This is a genomic window from Streptomyces iakyrus (assembly GCF_000717055.1).
In the GTDB taxonomy this organism is placed as follows: Bacteria; Actinomycetota; Actinomycetes; order Streptomycetales; family Streptomycetaceae; genus Streptomyces; species Streptomyces iakyrus.
Genome location: NZ_JNXI01000017.1, coordinates 23,672 through 41,031 on the forward strand (window position 1 = coordinate 23,672; position 17,360 = coordinate 41,031).

Sequence of the window (17,360 nt, forward strand, 5' to 3'; positions counted from 1 at the left end):
GCTTGGAAGCGCAGAACAGGTCGGCGTCACGGACGACCGGGCGGGCGGTCAGCGAGCTGCACGTGTGCGCTACATTTTGCCTCTCCTTGATCTCTACGCTTCGGAGTTGGCAATCCCATGAGCGACATCGTCAATGGACTCGGGCGGGCCACCGCGTACGGCGGTCTGGGACTGGTCCTGTTGCTCCTCGGCATCGTCCTGGTGGACGTGCTGACGCCTGGAAAGCTCGGGCGGCAGATCTGGGAACAGCGCAACCGCAACGCGGCCACGGTCCTCAGCTCCGCGCTGCTCGGCATCGGCGGCATCGTGTTCACGTCGATATGGACGACGTACGAGGACTTCGGCAAGGGGCTGGTCTCGACCGCGGCGTTCGGGCTGCTGGGACTGGTGATGATGGCGGTGGCGTTCCTGCTGGTGGACCTGGTCACGCCGGGCCGCCTGGGGGCGACGCTGGTCGAGACGGAGCCTCATCCCGCGGTCTGGGTGACGGCCTCGTGCAACCTCGCCGTGTCGGCCGTCATCGCGGCGTCCATCGCCTGAAGCGCTGACGGGGTAACTCTCGCAACACAGTGAACGCACAGGCACAGTTCCACCTCTTGTAGGGCGGAAGCCCCCCAACTGAGAGGAACGTGCCGTGCGTTCACCGAGACCTGTACGTTCGCGCCTGTACCCGGCCGGGTCGGTGGTACTGGCCATGGCTGCCGCCGGATCCGTGCTGGCCGGGCCGGTCGGCTCCGCCTTCGCCGCCGACACAGGCGTACGCGCCGATCTGCGGGCGGACGTGAACCGCGACGGACGCGTCGATGTCACCGGTGGCAGCGACAAGACGGGTGAGGACGCCTGGTCCGTCGACCGCGGAGCCGTGGTCCTGCCCAACATCGATGACGACTCCAAGCGGTGCCCGGTGACCGCGCCCGACGGCGAGCCCCTGACCGACGCCAAGCTGGCCGCCTGCAACGACGGCTCCGACACGAAGGTCAACGGCACCGAGGACGCGGCCGACCTCGCCCGGGTCCGTTCCGTGCCCCTGCCCGGCCTCCCCGCGAACGCCACGGGCAGTCTGAAGCTGGCCACGGGCGGCAAGCACGCGCACCTTTTCCTCCAGCGCGCCGGCAGGTGGGTCCCGGTGACGTCCGCGACCCGGCTGACGGCCGCCGAGTTGCGCTCCGGTGTGGAGTTCGGCGTCGAGGCCACCGACGTCGTCCGCGACACCGCGACGTGGGACGGCCGAGCGGTGGTCCGGCTGACGGTGACGTCCGGTCAGAAGTCCACCTCCGACGCCGTGACCCTGCGCGTAGCGCCGCTGCTGACTCAGCACCACCTTCAGGACACCCAGCAGGTGATGGTGTCCAAGGTCCAGGGCGACGGCCCGGACAGCCGTCTCCAGCGGGAGTTCGTCGCCGCTCTCGAGAAGGAGGTCAAGAAGGCCGGGGTCACGACGCCTCTGGTCACCTTCGAGAAGTACGCCGACCGCTGGGCCCAGGACTTCGTCGAACCGGCCTACGTCAGCATGACCGGGCCGGGCGGACAGCGGCAGGTGATGCGCGTGATGCTGCGTTCCGCGCAACCGGACCGGGATGCGGGCCGGGAGCTGTTCGAGCGGATGCGCGGCCGGGACATCGGTGTCGTGCAGGTGACCGACGGGGCGGAGCCCGACGACTGGTCGCTGAACTCCATGGGGAACCTGGAGACCATCCCGCCCTACGCGCACGGCGGGCGTTCCTTCCCGGCCGGGCGGATCATCATGGGCGAGCGCAAGGACAGCGGGGCGCGCCCGTCGAAGGTGATGCGGACGATGCTCAGGGCGCAGGGGTTGCAGGACCCGCTGCTGCTGGACACCTCCTGGCTGGGCGTGGGCCACGTCGACGAGTTCGTGCAGTTCCTGCCCGCCGACACCCCGCGCGGCTGGCGCATCGGCATCGCCGACCCGAAGGCGGGTCTGCAACTGCTGCGCGACACCCAGCGCGACGGCCACGGCAGGACGAAGATGTTCTCCGTGCCGGGGCGCAGTGGCACGCCGGCCCCCAAGGAGACCATCGACCAGGCGCTCGCCTCCCGTCACCTGGTGGCCGACAACGAGATGGCGGCGCGGCGCATCGCGGCCAACCTGGAGATCCTCAAGCGCGAGACCGGGGTCACCGACGAGGAGATCGTGCGGGTCCCCGCGCTGTACACCCGTGACTCGGAGGCTCTGACCGCCGACGGCCAGGAGGTTCCCGTGCCGCGTCTGACGCGCATGGGCGCCGGTTCCGACCTCGTGGACAGCCTCCGGGAGCAGGGCCAGCAGAAGTGGCTCGCGGAGAATCCCGCCCCCGGTGCGGCGGCTCCGGCGACGGTGACGACCAGCGCCTACGTGCCCGGTGCGGTCAACGGCGTGCTCCTGGGGCGCGACCGCTACCTCGCGCCCCGCCAGTGGGGACCCGTCATCGGCGGCAAGGACATCTTCACGGAAGCCGTCACCGCCGTCTACCAGCGGGTCGGACTGAAGGTCTCGTACATCGACGACTGGTACACGTACCACCTCGGTATGGGTGAGGTGCACTGCGGCACCAACACCCTGCGCGACGCGACGGCCGCGTGGTGGCAGCGCCCGGTGGCCGACCGCAACGGGGCGTAGGCAGCGGGTGGTTGCCGGCCGCGGCTGCGGGGCCCGTCGTACTGCTGGTCGTGACGGGCCCCCGGCGAACCTGGTCCTTCGCCCGCTCGAAGAGGAAAAGCAGCGGCTCGGCCTTGCGGATTCCACCGCCGGGCCGCGCCGGATCAGTGCCCGGCCGCCGCCTTCACCAGGGCGACCGCCACACCGATCGCCGCGTCCGCCAGGCCCGCCACCGTCGCCGCCAGGGCGCCGCCTCCCATGCGCAGGCCGCCCAGACAGCCCCACAGGAAAAGGGAGAGGACGCCCACCCCCGCAGCCGTCAGCAGCGCGGCGTGCAAGGACAGGGCGTCCAGCGCGGCCAGGGCGATCAGTACGGCCGGGCCCACGGCGCAGGACAGCAGGGGACTGCTGACGTACAGCATGCGGCGCAGCTCGGGGCCGGTGGCCAGCCGGCGGTGGACCGTGCGGTGGGCCTGCTGGTCGGCGACGAACGCCGCGAGCCACAGCCCCAGTGCGGTCGTCAGGACCGTGGCGACGGCGCCGAGGGAACCCACGTCGCCGAGGGACAGTCCGACGACGACGGCGATCATCGTGATGGTCGCGTAGATCCGCTCCTTGAGACGGTCCGCCAGTACGGCGGCCTCCGTTCCGGGCGGCACATCCGCTCGCCGGTCGTCCGCCACCTGATGCCCCTCACCTGTCCCGGGACGCGGGTCCCTCGTCCCCGTTCGGTCGTCGCGGCACCCGCGCTGTGCCCACGCCGGTCACGGCTCCCAGCATGCCTCCCGCCGTCGCCCGCGGCCGGTAACGCCGCAGCTGCGTCGGGGTGGTGGAGCCAATCCTCCGCGTGATGTGGCCGTGTGACGTCTGTTCAGCAGAGGTGAACCGCCCTAAGGTGAGCGACCTTCGCGTTCTGGGGAGGTCTCGTGAACGGGCTTCGCGCGGTCGTCGTCTGCCTCGTGATCGCGTGTGCCGCGGTGGTGTCGCCCGCCTCGGCCGTGGCGCCGGGCTGGTCGGCGCTGCCCGTGCCGGCGGCGGCCCCTCCGGTGACGGTGTCCGACCTCGCCGCCCGCGGGCCGGGCGAGGCGTGGGCGACCGGGTACGAGCACGCCACCGACGGGCTGAGGCCCCTGGTGTACCGGTGGGACGGCACGGCGTGGAGCCGGGACACCGGCTTCCCCGGAGCCGGCGAAGCGGGCTGGCTCGGCAAGGTGCAGTTCGTCGGCGACGAGATGTGGACCTTGTACAACCGCTCGGGTTCGGGCGCGATTCTGCGCCGGGCGGCGGAAGGCTGGAGCACCGTCCCGCTGCCGCAGCCCCTGTGGACCTACCAGGACTTCGCCGCCGTGCCGGGTGCCGCGTGGGTGGTGGGAGAGGACGACACCGGGCTGAAGGTGCTGCACTACGACCGCTCGGGCTGGACCGCGCAGTCCGTGCCCGACGATGTCCGGTACGTCATGGGGATCACCGCACGCTCCGCCGCCGACGCATGGGCCTGGGGGGACACCAGCACCGGGACGACCGTGCTGCGCTGGAACGGCACGACGTGGCGGGACGCGAAGGTGCCGCTGCCGCCGGACAGCAACGTGCACACGGTCCTGCCCGAACCGTCCGGCCGGGTCACCGTCGGCGGCAGTCAGTACACCGACGGCGCGGCCCGCACCTATCTGACGACCTGGAACGGGCACACCTGGCGCACCACGTACCCGCCGCTGGGCGACACCCACACCGAGGCCATGGTGCGCGGCCCGGACGGCGCGCTGTGGCTGCCGGTGCGCAGCGACCTCGCGTTCCGGTCGAAGTACGCGCGGGTGGACGGCCCCCGCACCACCTTCTCCTACGGCCCCGAACGCACGAACGCGATCGACGTCAGACCTCGGGCACTGGCGAGGGCCGGGTCCTCGCTGCTGTCCTTCGGGACCGTCGAGATCTACGGCTCCAGACCCAACCTGATGAGTGAGCGGCTGGGAGGCTGACCATGGCACGCAGACTGTTCGTCGCGGCCCTCGCCGTCGCCATGACGGTCATGGCCGGCATGAGCCCGGCCGGGGCGGACACCACGTCCTGGCAGCACGTTCCGGTCCCGGCGCAGGTACGTCCGCAGGCCGGCCTGAACGAGGCCGTGGCGTTCGGGCCGGACCGGGCCTGGGCGGTGGGTGCCGACGCCGTCGGCCGCGAGGCGCCGGGCTTCCCGCTGGTGCTGCGCTGGGACGGAACGGCGTGGCAGCGCCAGGACCTGCCCGGGATCCGCTGGCAGGGGGAACTGCTGTCCGTCGCCGGGACCTCACCGGCCGCCCTCTGGGCGGTCGGCCGCGATACGGCGGGCGGTGCCCGCCTGCTCCGCTTCGACGGCGTCGCCTGGTCCGAGAGCCGGCCGCCGCGGGGTGTGGTGGCGACCAGGGTCGTGACCGGCGGCGGCGAGACCTGGCTGATCGGTTCGCGGGACGGCGCCCAGGTGCTGCTCCGCTTGGACGGGCGCGCCTGGCAGGACGTGCCGGCACCGCCGGGAGCCGTGTACGGCCTGCACGTCCTCGCGGCCGACGACGTCTGGGCCGCGGGCGAAACCGCCTCGGGTGCGGCCGTGTCGCACTGGGACGGGCAGGCGTGGCAGCAGACGATCGTGGACGGGTTCCCGCGGTCGGCCGTGGGCAGTGTGCTGGCGGTCTCGCCCACGGAGGTGTGGGCGGGTGGCACGGCCGGGTTCGTCGGCGGCCCGGTGGGGCGGCCGATTCCGCCCCTGCTGGTCCGCTGGGACGGGCAGGCGTGGAACCGGGTGACGGTGCCCACCGACTTCGGCGGCATCACGTCCCTGGCGCCCGGCGCGTCCGGCGAGCTGGGCTGGGTCTCGGTGGCCCGCTCGCAGAAGTGGGGCCCGCCGGGCAGCACTCCCCCGTGGGTCCCCGGGCCGGACTTCCTCGCCTGGAACGGCCGGTCGTTCACCGGGTACGACGAACCGGCGGTGGCCGGCGAGGGCGACTCGAGGAGCCTGCGGCTGGCGCCGGTGCCGGGCACGGCGACGGTGTGGTCGGTCGGCCGCGCCGACGGCCCCGAGGGCACCTTCGCTCCTCGCATCCTGCGGTACGGCTGAGTGGCCGGGCCGAGCAGTCGACGCGGGTGTCCCTCAGTGGCGGACCAGACAGAACGGGTGCCCCGCCGGGTCGGCATAGATCCGCCAACTCCGCCCGTCCGCACCGGCGTCCAGCACATTCGCTCCCTGGGCCAGCACCTCCTCTTCGGCGCGGTCCAGGTCCGTGACTCCGAAGTCGAGGTGGAACTGCTGCGGTCCGGCCGGGTCGGGCCACGCGGGCGGCCGGTAGGGCGTCACCCGCTGGAAGGCCAGGACGAGACCGGACGCCGTGTGCAGCGTCGCCCAGGCGTCGCTCAGCGCCCACCGCCAGTCCGGCTGGTTGACGGTGCCACCGAGAAGCGACCGGTAGAACCCGGCCAGTTCCATCGGTTCGGGGCAATCCAGCACCACGCACTGCACGTCAGCGATCATGGCCCGATCCTAGGCGGAGCTCTTCGCCTGCTCTCGGCAGGTCGAAGAGCCGCCACCTGGTGAGACCGGGCCCTGATCGTCACCCGGTCCGAGAAGCGAGGTACTGCTCGACGCCCGGCGCGGTGTGGGCGTCTTCCACGTTCACCGCGGCTCCCACCGCCTTGGCGTCCGGCTTGTGCACGTACGTCGAGGTGTTCGCGGGTTGCGCCTTGTCGGAGAAGTTCTGCGCGGTGCCGAGGCCGACGTCGACCCTGGACTGCGAGCGGTGGGCCTTGACCACGTCCTCGCGGGCCAGACTGCCGTTCTCACAGGCCTTCTTCAGGTCCGTGCCCATCAGCTGAGCGGCGTTGTAGCCGGAGAGCACGCCGGAGTCGACGAGGGAGTCCGGGTACTTCTTCTTGTAGGCGGCGACCATCTTGCGCACCCCGGCCAGGTCGGAGCTGACCGCGGGTGCGGCGCTGACCACGTTCAGCAGGGCCGCAAGGGCGGGGGCGGCCGGGGTCTTCATCAGCTGCGGGGCGTAGCCGGGGGCGCTGCTGACGACGGGAACCTTCAGGCCCCGGGAGGCCGCGACGCCGACCAGGGAAGCCGTCTGGGCCGGTCCCGCGCTGATCAGGATCGCTTTGACGCCTTCCTTGCGCAGGGCCGAGACCTGTGCGGACAGGTCGGTGTCCGTAGCCTTGATCTTCTGTCCGGCCAGCTTGAGGCCCGCCTTCTTCGCGGCCCAGCGCGAGCCCTCCAGCGCGTTCGCGCCGTAGTCGCCCTCGAAGTAGACGTGGCCGATCGTGTCGCCCTTGGCGATTCCCTTGGTGCGGGTGAGGAAGTCGACCGCGGCGATCATGTCGATGTCGTAGGTGGTGCCCAGGACCTGGACCGCGTCGCGGTCGAGCAGGGAGGCGGCCCAGGCCTGCGGGAAGGTGAGCACCTTGTCCCGCTCGATGTCGTCGAGCAGCGCGGCCATCACGGGCGAACCGATGACCTGGGGCAGTGCCACGACGTCCTGGGAGAGGTCGGCGTAGGCGGTGACGGCCTTCTGGACGTCGTAGCCGTGGTCCTTGACGACGATCTCGACGCGCCGGTCGCAGATGCCGCCGCGGGCGTTGACCTCGTCCGCCCACATCTGCTGGGCCTGCACGATGCTCTTGCCGAGGGTGGCGTAGGGGCCGGTGAGGTCCGTCAGGGCACCGAGTCTGATGGTCTCGCCGGTCACTCCGGGGCCGGTCTTGATGCCGTCGGCACCGTCGGCGGTGCTCCCCGGGGAGCCGGCTTTGGAGCTGCATCCGGTGCCTGCGAGCAGCAGGGCCGCGAGGGCGGTGGCCAGAAGCGTTCTGGTGCGTGGTGCGGTGTGGTGCGTGTGCTTCACGGGGTGGGCTCCTTGGCTCGTGCGGCGGACGTGGGCGGCTGGGACGGGGCGGTGGTACCGGAGGGCGGCGGGGCGGCCCGGCGGCTGCGCAGGCGTGCGCGCAGGCGGCGGGCCAGGCCGTGCAGGCCGTCGGGGGTGAAGAGGAGGATGAGGACGATCGCCGCTCCGTAGAGGTAGCGGGCGGCCTCGGTGGGTCCGATCGTGCCGTCGGTGGTGCCAGGTGCGGCCACCAGCGGAAGTTGGTCGGCGTAGCGGGTCATCAGCAGGGGCAGCGCGGTGACGAAGACGGCGCCCGCGGTGGCTCCGGCCACCGATCCCAGCCCGCCGATGACGATCATGGCGAGGTAGTCGACCGACAGCACGAGGCCGAAGTAGTCGGGCACGACGCGGCGGAAGGAGAGGGCGAGCAGCACTCCGGCCAGGCCCGCGTACATCGACGACACCACGAAGGCCGCCGAGCGGTAGCGGGAGACGTTCACGCCCATCACGGCGGCCGCGGTCTCGCTGTCGCGCAGCGCCACCAGGGCGCGTCCCGGACGGCCGCGGAGGATGCCGCGGGCGGTGAACCAGGTGACCGCGAACAGCCCGAGTCCCAGGTACCAGAGCCGTTCCTCGGCGCCGAACGGGACGCCCAGCAGGGTCAGTTCGGAGTCCGTGGAGAAGGAGAAGCCGCCCACTTCCAGCGGCGGCACCGAGCGGCCGTTGAAGCCGCCGGTGACGGAGTCGGCGGTCAGCAGGACGTGGTGGCCGAGGAAGACCAGCGCCAGGGTGGCGACGCCCAGGTAGATGCCGCGCACCCGGCCGGCGACGGGGCTGAAGAGCCCGCCGGCCGCCCCCGCGAGCAGCACCGCCAGCACGGCGGCCACGGCCGTGGGCAGGCCGGGCCCGGGCTCGCCGGCCAGCCATACGTAGCCGTAGGCGCCCACGGCCAGGAAGAAGGCGTGGCCGAGGGAGAGTTGGCCCGCCGTGCCGGACAGCAGGCCCAGACCCACCGCGCCGACGGCGGCCGCCATCGAGAACAGTCCGATGCGCAGCCAGAACGCGTCGAGGTAGAAGGGCAGCGCGCACAGGACGGTGACGACCGCGAGGGCCCGGCCCATCCGGATCGCGCGGGCGCGCGGGAGTCGCTCAGACACGGACCGCCGCCTTCCCGCCGAACAGCCCGGTCGGCCGCACCAGCAGCACCAGCACCATCACCGCGTAGGGGGCGACGTCCCCGAACCCCTCGCCCAGGACGTGCAGATCGGACTGGTAGCCCGCGACGAGCGCCTCGGTCATGCCGATCAGCAGACTGCCCGCGAGGGCGCCGGGCGGGGAGGCCATGCCACCGAGGATGGCCGCCGGGAACGCCTTCAGGGCGATCTGCCCGGTCGTGCGCTCCAGGCCGGGTGCGGGGAACGCGGCGAGGAAGACCGCGGCCAGGGCGGCCAGCGCTCCGGCCAGGCACCAGGCCAGCATGCGGACCCTCACCAGCCGTACGCCCATCAGGGACGCCGCCTCGACGTCCTCGGCCGAGGCGCGCAGCGACAGGCCCCACGTGGTGTACCGGAACAGGGCGAAGACACCGGCGATGACCACGGCGGAGACCACGATCGCGGCGATACGGCTGTCCGCGACGGTCACCGGTCCGAGCCCGCTGACCGAGTCGCCCCAGGGGTCGCCCAGCGAGAGCAGATCGCCGCCGATGCGCCGCGACAGGTCGGTGACGATGAGGATGTCGACGCCGATGGTGACGATGGTCTGCACATGGGCGGTGTGCGGGTCGGGGCCGCCGCCTGCCTGGAGCAGGAAGCGGTCCATGGCTCCGGCCACGGCCGCCGTCACCAGGACGGACACGGCGAGTGCCCCGGCGAAGCCGAGGTCGTCGTGGAGTACGGCGGTGAGGTAGCCGCCGAGCAGGAGCAGGGAGCCGTGGGCGAAGTTCATGACGCCGGACGCCTTGAAGATGATGACGAAGCCGAGGGCGACGAGGGCGTAGACCGCGCCCAGGGCGAGGCCGTTGAACACGTTGTCGAGGAGGGAGGTCATGCCGCGTCCTCCTGCCCGGCGCCGGTGCCGAGGTAGGCGCGCAGCACCTCGGGGTCGCTGCGGACCTCGTCCGGGGTGCCGTGCGCGATACGGCGGCCGAAGTCGAGGACGGTGACCTCGTCGGCGAGCCGCATCACCAGGCCCATGTCGTGCTCGACCAGGACGACGGACAGGCCGAGTTCGGCCCGCACGGTGTGCACGACCTCGACCGTGCGGGCGCGTTCGGCCGCGTTCATCCCGGCGACCGGTTCGTCCAGCAACAGCACGCTGGGCTCCAGGCAGAGGGCGCGGGCGAACTCCACGCGTTTGCGGTCGCCGTAGGAGAGCAGGTCGACAGGAATGTCGAAGTGCCCTGCGAGACCGGTGAGTTCGGCGATCTCGCGGGCCCGGTCGAGGTGTTCGCGCTGTTCGCGCCGTGCCTGCGGCAGGCGCAGCGCGTTTGCGGCGAATCCGGAGCGGGACAGGGCGTGGCGGCCGAGCATCAGGTTGTCGGCGACCGTGCCCTGGGTGGTGACGATGTTCTGGAAGGTGCGGGCCATGCCGAGGGCGGCGATGCGGTGGGGCGCCAGCCGGGTCAGGTCGGCGTCCCCCAGCCGTACGGTGCCCGTGGCCGGGCGGCACAGGCCCGACAGCACGTTGAAGCAGGTGGACTTGCCCGCCCCGTTGGGTCCTATCAGGGCGTGGACGGAGCCCGGGGCGACGGTGAACGACACCGCGTCCAGGGCGGTGAGTCCGGCGAAGCGGACCGTCACGTCCGTGACGGTGAGTTCGGGCGGTGCGGTGGTGCGGACGGTCACGCGGCTCCCTGCCCCTCGGTGGTTCCGGCTCTCTGCGCGGTCTCGGTCCCTGTGCCGTCGGTCTCGCCCAGGTACAGGCGCTTCACGGCGTCCGTGCGGGCGAGTTCGTCGGCGGGTCCGGAGAGCCGGACCTCGCCGACCTCCAGGACGTGGGCGGTGTCGGCGAGGGACAGCGCCATGCCCGCGTTCTGCTCGACGAGCAGCACGGCGGTGCCTTGCGCGTTGATCTCGCGGACGACCTCGGCGATCCGGTACACCATCTGCGGGGCCAGACCCAGGGAGGGCTCGTCGAGCAGGAGCAGCCGGGGCGCGGCCATGAGGGCCCGGCCGATGGCGAGCATCTGCTGCTCGCCGCCCGAGAGCAGCCCCGCCGCCTGCCGGGTGCGTTCGGCGAGACGCGGGAAGAGCGTGAAGACCCGCTCCCGGGCCTCGGCGACCTGGTCGGGGCGGCGCCGCCCGAGGCCGAGGCCGCCGGAGCGCAGGTTCTCGTCGACGGTGAGCCCGGCGAAGACCCGGCGCCCTTCGGGGACCTGGACGACCCCGGCGCGCACGGCGGCGACCGGGTCGCGTCCGTCGAGGTCCGTCGTGCCGTAGCGGATACGGCCCGCCGTGACCGCGCCGCGGTGCAGGCGCAGGGTGCCCGACACCGCCCGCAGCAGGGTCGTCTTGCCCGCGCCGTTGGCGCCGAGCAGGGCCACGACCGTGCCGTGCGGGACGGTCAGCGACACGCAGCGCAGGGCGGACAGGGCGCGCCCGTAGGTCACGTCGAGACCCTCGACGTGCAGGGCGGGCTCGTCGTCCGGTGGTGCTTCGGGCATCACGGCTCCTCGGATCCGTGCCGTCGGGCACGGGTGCTTCGGGGGAAGGGCAGCTCACGACAGCACGGGCGCGGGCAGGCGGTACAGGTGTTCGGGCCGGGTGGCTGCGTGGTCCCAGCGGGGACCGGCGGGGATTGTGCGGCTGCCCAGGGGCGGGAGCGGCGCGGCGCGGGCGGATGCCGGGCAGGGGTGCACTCCGCAGCTGCCCGGCGGAGGGCTCGGCGTGCGGGTCTCCGGTGCTTCAGCCGCGCAGCAGCCGGCGGGCCGTCAGGGCGAGGCTGATCTCCACCACGTCGTGCGGGCGGGACAGGGAGCGGCCGATGAGCTGTTCGCAGCGGCGCAGCCGGTTCAGGACGGTGTTGCGGTGGCAGTAGAGCCGTTCGCCGGCCCGCTGGGCGGAACCCTCGCAGGCGAACCAGGCGACCAGGGTGTCCAGCAGGACGTCCCGGTCGGCCGGTTCCAGGCGCAGCAGGGGGCCGAGCACCCGCTCGGTGAGGGTGGCGCCGAGCTCGGGGCAGGAGACGACCAGCGCCTCGGGCAGATGCTCGGTGAGCCGGACCGTGCCGCCGTCGGGCGGGCAGATGCTCAGGGCCAGGTCGGCCAGGCGCCGGGCGTCGCCGACGGCGGCGAGTCCCGTCACGGCACTGCCGACGCCGATCCGGCGGCCCGCGGGTCGGTCGGTGGGCAGAGCCAGTGCGGCGACGGGGTCCCGGTCGGCCTCGCCTGTTCCCTCGTCGCCGACCAGGACGATGCCGTGGTCCGCCTCCACTCCTGCGTGCCAGTAGGCGTTCCGGCCGGGCGGGAGGTCCTGCGGCGGGCCCCCGGCGACCGCGACGACGACGTACCGGCCGTGCTCCGGCAGGCCCAGTCGCTCGGCCGTCTCGGGAAGGTCCGCGATCCGGCTCGTGCCGTCCAGGAGGGCCGCTGCCAGCAGGCGCACCCTGTTCTCGCGCCGCCAGGCGAGCTGCCGCTCGGCCTGCCGGTAGGCGTCCGCCACGAGGGTGCAGTGCTCGTCGACGAAGTTCCACACGTCGGTGGCCACGTGCACGAGCAGCCGGGTGTCCTCGGGCTCCGAGCGGGTGGTCTCCTCGACCAGCCGCTGCCACACCAGGGACCCGCCCAGCCGGAACGCGTGCAGCAGGGCGTCCAGCGGCAGTCCCTGCTCGGCGCGGGTGACGCCGATCCGCCAGGTGCAGCGGTGGGCGGCCTCGCGGGTGCCGCGCGGGTCGAGCAGCGATGTCACGCTGTGCCGCAGCGAGCGGTAGACCTCCTGCCAGGTGGCGGCGTGGTCGTTCTCCAGCGCCGTCCGGTACGCCGGTTCCTGTTCGCGCAGGACCGCCAGCAGCCGGTCGGTCAGATCCGGCAGGTCGTCGAGCAGGATGCGGGCGGCGCGGTGCAGAACGCGCAGGGCGTCGGCGTCGATCAGCGACCGGATGCGCCGGGACCGCGGCTGCGGGACGGGTGTCGGCCCGGCGCGGAACGTCGTACGTGTGCGTGCGGCAGGATGCATGGCGGTCCTCCCCCGGCTTCGGTCCCACGGCGGCCCGGTGCCGTCCGGGCGCAGCGGCGTCCGGCGGGTGCGCTGCCCGTTCGGCGTCGTCACCCGCGTAGTGCTGCTTCGAAGAATGGCATACCGTCCGGTCGGTCCCCAGGGTCGTGCGGCGTCTTCTCCGTGCGGGCGCCGAGATTTTCCGGGTTCAGCGGTGCTCTTGGTCGACCATGCGGGCCAGCTCGACGCGGGAGCGCACGCCGAGGGCGGCGAAGACGTTCCTCAGGTGGTAGTCGACGGTGCGGGTGCTGACCGCGAGCCGCTGGGCCACCTCCCTGTTGGTGGCGCCCTCGGCCACGTGGCGTGCGATGCGCAGTTGCTGCGGCGTCAGCCGTGCGAGTCCCGCGGCCGGCTCCTTCCCGGACGCGGCTCCGTTGGCGCGCAGCTCGCCGCGGGTCTGGTCGGCCCAGGCGCCGGCGCCGCAGCGTTCGAAGGCGACCAGGGCGGCGCCGAGCCTGCCACGGGCCTCCCGCAGCCGTCGGCGGCGCCGCAGCCACCGGCCGTACAGAAGCTCGGTCCGCGCCCGCTCGAAGTCGCCCCCCGACCCGTCGTGCAGGGCGAGCGCCCGCAGGTAGAGGTCGTCGGCCTCGCGGTCGTCCGCGGCGAGCAGGGCCCGGCAGCGCGCGAGCTGGGCCGACGCGTGCGGATCGGCGCCGAAGTCGGCCCAGCCGGCGAGGTCGCCGACCGGGCCCCGGGCGTCCTCCGGCTGCCCGGCGAGTACCGCGGCCTCGACGAAGCAGGGCACGGCCAGCATCCAGACGGCGAAGTGACCACGCCGGGGTCCGGGGCCGACGAGCGGGCCGAGCCGGTCGGCGGCGTCCAGGGGGCGGCCGCGGGCCAGGTCGGCACGGGCGGTGGCCCACTCGGCCAGGGTCGCCGCCTGGGCCAGGCCGTGGCGGCGGGCGGTGGCCAGGGCGGCCGAGGCGTATCCGGCGACCGCGGCGGTGTCCCCCTCGATCGACGCGGCCAGGGCGAGCAGCGCGTGGTGGCTCGCCGCGGTGTTGCGATGGCCGGCCAGCAGCGCCGCGCGCACGCCCTCCTCCGCGTGGGCGCGCGCCTGCGCGTGGCGGCCGGCGCGCAGCTCGCCGTAGGCCAAGTACTCCAGGGCCCGCGCCTCGGAGGCGACGCACTCCGCGTTGCGGGCGACCGCGAGGGCACGCGCCCCCGCGGCGCGGGCGGCGTGGACGTCGCCGAGCAGCAGCGCCGCCGACGCGGCGCGCAGCAGCCGCTCCGGCGGGTCGTCGTGGCGCACGCGGCTCAGTACGCGCCGCAGCGGCCCGGCGGCGTGCTCCGGCCGCCGGGCCAGCAGGGCGCGCATGCCGTCGCGGTAGTCCCGGAAGAAAGGGTCGCGGCCCCGTCCCCACCCGGAACCGCGCAGCTCCGGCCGCCCGGCCCCGACGGGAGGGGCGGAGAGACCCGCGGCGCCGCGCGACGGCGACCCACCGTCGGCTCGGTCCGTCGCCGGGGGGTGGCCCTCCGGGCCGGATACCGGAACGCCGCCGCCAGGGCAGGACACCGGGGCGCTGCCGTTCTCGCCGACCGTCTGGACACTCCCGCGCAGGCCGGACGCCAGGGCGTCGCCATCCGGGCCGGACACCGAAGCCCTGCGGTCCGGGCCGGACACCGGAACGCCGCCGCCCACGCCGGTCGTCGCAGCGCTGCCGTCCGGGCCAGAGGCCGGAACGTCGCCGCCCAGGCCGGACGCCAGGGCGTCGCCGTTCAAGGCAGACACCGGCGCTTCGCCGTCCACCCCAGTCGTCGGACCGGTGCCGCCCCCGCCCGTCGTCGGACCGCTGCCACCCCCGCCGGTCGTCGGGGCGCTGCGGTCGTAAGCCGGTTCTCCGGCTGGGGCGGTGTCCCGGACGGCGCACCCGCCCGTCGGCCCCGGCGGGTCCGTGTCGTCGAGGGCGGTCAGACAGGCCGTGACGTCGCCCGACGCCCAGGCGGCGTCCGCCGCGCAGAGGCGTGCGGCCTCGGCCCCGTCCGGGGCACCGGCGGCGAGCAGGGACGCGGCCAGCAACAGGGTCTCGCGCGCGTCGTCCACCGGGCCGTCGAACAACTGCCGTCGGCCTCGCGTGAGTTCGGCGTGGCCGCGGTCCTCGGCGGACGACCGGGCGGCGTCCCGGCCGTACCGGCTCCCCACGCGGGGAGCCGTCCGCACCCTGCTCCTGTCTCCGGTCACCCAACGGAGGTTACTCGTGCGTAAGGAAGACCGGAAGGTTGAAGTCCGCGCGTCCCAGCGGGCAAACCCACCGCCCACCTGCGCATTGACCGGGCCTGGCCGCGTCACGCGTTGTGCCCCGGCCCAATGGCCGGCCCTCACGCCTGTGCCCCGGCACGGCGCCGGCGGCGGACGCGTCGAACGCGTCCGCCGCCGGGCCCCTCACTGGGTCAGGAACCATGGGGGCAGTTGCCCCGGTACTCCTCGATGGTCAGGCTCGGCCGGGGCAGCGGGCACAGGAACTGCTCGTAGCGGGTGTCATTGTCGATGAACCGCTTGAGCCAGGAAATGCTGTACTTCGCGATCGTCGTGTTCGACGAGTTGGGCGTGAAGTGCGTCGCCGAGTTCAGCTCCAGGTAGCCCCGGTCCAGCGAGGAGGACAGGCTCGTGTAGAAGGGCTCGGAGTGGGAGGAGACGGGGGCGATGGTGTCTCCGTCGGCTCCGAAGATCAGGGTCGGCGTGGTGACCTCGGGCCAGGTCTTGTCGAGGTTCCACGGGGTCAGCGGGATCGCCGCCTGGAGGGCCGGACGCGACTTGGCGGCCTCCAGGCTGCCGCCGCCACCCATCGAGTGGCCCAGGACGCCGAGGCGTGAGGCGTCGACGCGACCGCGCACCGAGCTGCGCTCGGTGAGGTAGTCCAGGGCGGCCAGCAGCTGGCGGCCGCGGGAGTCGGGCTGATCGAGCGTGGTGAGGGTGTCGATGGTGAACACCACGAATCCCTGCGAGGCCAAACGCGGTCCGAGCCAGGCGATGGACGACTCGTAGGCGGTGTAGCCGGGCGAGATGGCCACCGCACCGAAGGTGCCGTCACTGGTGCTCGTCGGATAGTAGATCGTGCCGCCGCCGAATCCGGTGACGGACAGCGAGGAGACGGACGTCTGCGACACGGCGTACGGACCGCGAGCCGCCTCGATGGTGGCGGTGGTGGGAGCCGGGCCGCGCTCGTAGGGGTTGTCGGCGGCGTGGGCGCCCGGGCCGGTCAGGGTTCCGAGGGCGACGGCGAGGACTAGGGCCGCAGCGGCACCGGCCAGGCGTCCGGCCCGGTGCCCGGATCGGCGGCCGAGGGTGTCACCAGTACGGGTGGATGAGCCGGTGTGGGGATGGAGATGCACGACGAGTCGTCCTCTCTGTCGTGGCGGGTGGCCGTTCGCGGGCACGCGGGACCTGGGGCGTCCGCCGCGTGCCCGCGGTGGGCACCGCCGTCGGGCTGGCCGTGCCACTGTCGGGGACCGGCCACCGCACGGGGACCGGCAAAGTCACCGGTCTCCTACGGCCGCCGGGTCAGCCGGTCTCATACGGACACCACGTCAGCGGGCGGTACCTCCCACGCCGTCCACGGCGAGGCTGAAGCCGATCAGCACCACGCCCGTGGTACGCCCGAGCACACGGCGGAGCGGGGCCTGTGCAGGACCGGCCCGGCCTTGGACAGCAGGAACACGTAGCCGCCCAGCCGGACGAGGGTGAGGGCGGCGTGGAGGAGGACGAGGAGCGTCATGCCCAGGCGGCGGGCAGTTGAGGCGGGGCCGGCGTGGGCAGCAGGCCGGCACAAGACGGCGATCTTCGGATTGAGGATGGTGCTGACCAGGCCCGTCCGCCAGGGCTGCCGGCGACCTGACCGGTCTTCGGCCTGCACTCCCGCCAGGAGTGAGGCGCCGCCGCTCACCGTCGGCCGGACAACGGGCCTACCCGGCAGGGAACCCGGCGTGGCTGCTGCCCGTTGCCGATCGACGGTGAGCGGTCCAGCGTGAGTGGGTGGCCGCCCTCTCACGCGTGACGCGGCATGCGTCAGTCCACGATCACCTCCGCACGCCCGGCCGGGGCCCGCTCGGCGAGCACACCGCCGAAGTTCCCTTCGACCTCCGCCTTCTCCGCCGCGTTCGGGTACGGGTTGGTGCACGAAATGCCCGCGGTGGAGCCGGACATCAGGCTGGAGCACGGTCCGGGCTTGCGATCCGGCAGACCCAGGATGTGCCCGAGTTCGTGCGACGAGATACGGATCGTGTCGTAGCCCTGGTCGACTGCCTGGCGTCCGATGTACACGGTGCCGTTGCCGAGGGTGGTGGGCAGGGCGCGCGGCCAGCCGTTGTCCGCGAGGACCCGGATGTTCGCTCGTTGCCCGGCTGCGACCGGCCGCAGTTCGACGGCGTCGACGCTCTCGTTCCAGATCGCCGCGCCCCGGTTGACGGCGCTCTTGAACTCCGCGGAGCCGCTGGCGTCATAGGTCAGGACGCGGGCGGCGAGCGGGGCTTCCGCGGCCCGGGGGGCGGCGGCCGCAGCCTGGCCGGCCGTCAGGGACAAGGACACCAGACAGGCGGTGGCGATACCGCCGGTCAGCATTCGGACGTGCATGATCGACCTCCTTGTGGGGAAAGGGCAGTCGTGCTCATGACATTCTGTTGCCCCATGCCCGGCAAGGTCGCCACCGAATCCGGCAAACGGCCTAAGCGGAGCCTCCCCGGGTGTCGGGCCGTCAGGCGGCGGTCGCGACC

15 protein-coding genes and 1 pseudogene are annotated in these 17,360 nt (G+C 73.3%); 4 read left to right on the top strand and 12 right to left on the bottom strand.

The features are described from left to right. Positions 1–117: 117 nt before the first annotated feature. Positions 118–540 carry a DUF350 domain-containing protein gene (locus OO68_RS26695; protein ID WP_033311693.1) on the top strand — a complete coding sequence of 141 codons (423 nt, stop codon included), beginning with the start codon at positions 118–120 and terminating at the stop codon, positions 538–540. Positions 541–694: 154 nt separating this feature from the next. Continuing rightward, complete coding sequence (locus tag OO68_RS26700) at positions 695–2,617, top strand: protein-arginine deiminase domain-containing protein (protein ID WP_051814818.1); 1,923 nt, start codon at positions 695–697, stop codon at positions 2,615–2,617. Between the two features lie 143 nt (positions 2,618–2,760). Here OO68_RS26700 and OO68_RS26705 read toward each other — a convergent pair whose 3' ends face one another. Further along, complete coding sequence (locus OO68_RS26705) at positions 2,761–3,279, bottom strand: hypothetical protein (protein ID WP_051814819.1); 519 nt, start codon at positions 3,277–3,279, stop codon at positions 2,761–2,763. 243 nt (positions 3,280–3,522) lie between these two features. Between OO68_RS26705 and OO68_RS26710 the strand changes: the two genes are divergently transcribed. Together OO68_RS26710 and OO68_RS26715 are read left to right on the top strand one after the other, a co-directional pair. Continuing rightward, the gene (locus OO68_RS26710) at positions 3,523–4,572 is read left to right on the top strand and encodes a hypothetical protein (RefSeq protein WP_033311695.1); all 1,050 of its coding nucleotides are present in this window, start codon (positions 3,523–3,525) and stop codon (positions 4,570–4,572) included. A gap of 2 nt (positions 4,573–4,574) precedes the next feature. Further along, positions 4,575–5,684 (top strand): hypothetical protein, encoded by a 1,110-nt coding sequence (locus OO68_RS26715; protein ID WP_033311696.1) that lies wholly within the window; start codon positions 4,575–4,577, stop codon positions 5,682–5,684. Positions 5,685–5,717: 33 nt separating this feature from the next. On the opposite strand, the gene OO68_RS26720 is transcribed toward OO68_RS26715, so the two are convergent. The 11 genes and pseudogenes from OO68_RS26720 to OO68_RS26770 form a co-directional block, all read right to left on the bottom strand. Continuing rightward, the gene (locus OO68_RS26720) at positions 5,718–6,095 is read right to left on the bottom strand and encodes a VOC family protein (protein WP_033311697.1); all 378 of its coding nucleotides are present in this window, start codon (positions 6,093–6,095) and stop codon (positions 5,718–5,720) included. A 79-nt stretch (positions 6,096–6,174) separates the two neighbouring features. Continuing rightward, positions 6,175–7,458 (bottom strand): ABC transporter substrate-binding protein, encoded by a 1,284-nt coding sequence (locus OO68_RS26725; protein ID WP_033311700.1) that lies wholly within the window; start codon positions 7,456–7,458, stop codon positions 6,175–6,177. Beyond that, positions 7,455–8,594, bottom strand: a complete 1,140-nt coding sequence (locus OO68_RS26730; RefSeq protein WP_033311701.1) for a branched-chain amino acid ABC transporter permease — start codon at positions 8,592–8,594, stop codon at positions 7,455–7,457. Before OO68_RS26730 ends, OO68_RS26725 begins: the two co-directional genes overlap by 4 nt. Continuing rightward, the gene (locus OO68_RS26735; protein WP_033311702.1) at positions 8,587–9,486 is read right to left on the bottom strand and encodes a branched-chain amino acid ABC transporter permease; all 900 of its coding nucleotides are present in this window, start codon (positions 9,484–9,486) and stop codon (positions 8,587–8,589) included. Before OO68_RS26735 ends, OO68_RS26730 begins: the two co-directional genes overlap by 8 nt. Further along, positions 9,483–10,283 carry an ABC transporter ATP-binding protein gene (locus OO68_RS26740; protein WP_033311703.1) on the bottom strand — a complete coding sequence of 267 codons (801 nt, stop codon included), beginning with the start codon at positions 10,281–10,283 and terminating at the stop codon, positions 9,483–9,485. Before OO68_RS26740 ends, OO68_RS26735 begins: the two co-directional genes overlap by 4 nt. Continuing rightward, positions 10,280–11,101 carry an ABC transporter ATP-binding protein gene (locus OO68_RS26745; protein ID WP_033311705.1) on the bottom strand — a complete coding sequence of 274 codons (822 nt, stop codon included), beginning with the start codon at positions 11,099–11,101 and terminating at the stop codon, positions 10,280–10,282. Before OO68_RS26745 ends, OO68_RS26740 begins: the two co-directional genes overlap by 4 nt. Before the next feature lie 241 nt (positions 11,102–11,342). Then, a complete protein-coding gene (locus tag OO68_RS26750) occupies positions 11,343–12,611 on the bottom strand; it encodes a PucR family transcriptional regulator (protein WP_033311707.1) in 1,269 nt (422 codons plus the stop codon). A gap of 187 nt (positions 12,612–12,798) precedes the next feature. After that, positions 12,799–14,118, bottom strand: a pseudogene (locus OO68_RS48335) (helix-turn-helix transcriptional regulator); the annotation flags it as partial. Positions 14,119–15,041: 923 nt separating this feature from the next. Then, positions 15,042–15,983, bottom strand: a complete 942-nt coding sequence (gene bdeA / locus OO68_RS26760; protein ID WP_033311709.1) for a bis(hydroxyethyl) terephthalate hydrolase — start codon at positions 15,981–15,983, stop codon at positions 15,042–15,044. A 242-nt stretch (positions 15,984–16,225) separates the two neighbouring features. Continuing rightward, complete coding sequence (locus OO68_RS47810; protein WP_245237171.1) at positions 16,226–16,366, bottom strand: hypothetical protein; 141 nt, start codon at positions 16,364–16,366, stop codon at positions 16,226–16,228. A 290-nt stretch (positions 16,367–16,656) separates the two neighbouring features. Continuing rightward, positions 16,657–17,220: a snapalysin family zinc-dependent metalloprotease gene (locus tag OO68_RS26770; protein ID WP_033311713.1), complete on the bottom strand. Its 564-nt coding sequence runs from the start codon at positions 17,218–17,220 to the stop codon at positions 16,657–16,659. Positions 17,221–17,360 lie beyond the last annotated feature (140 nt).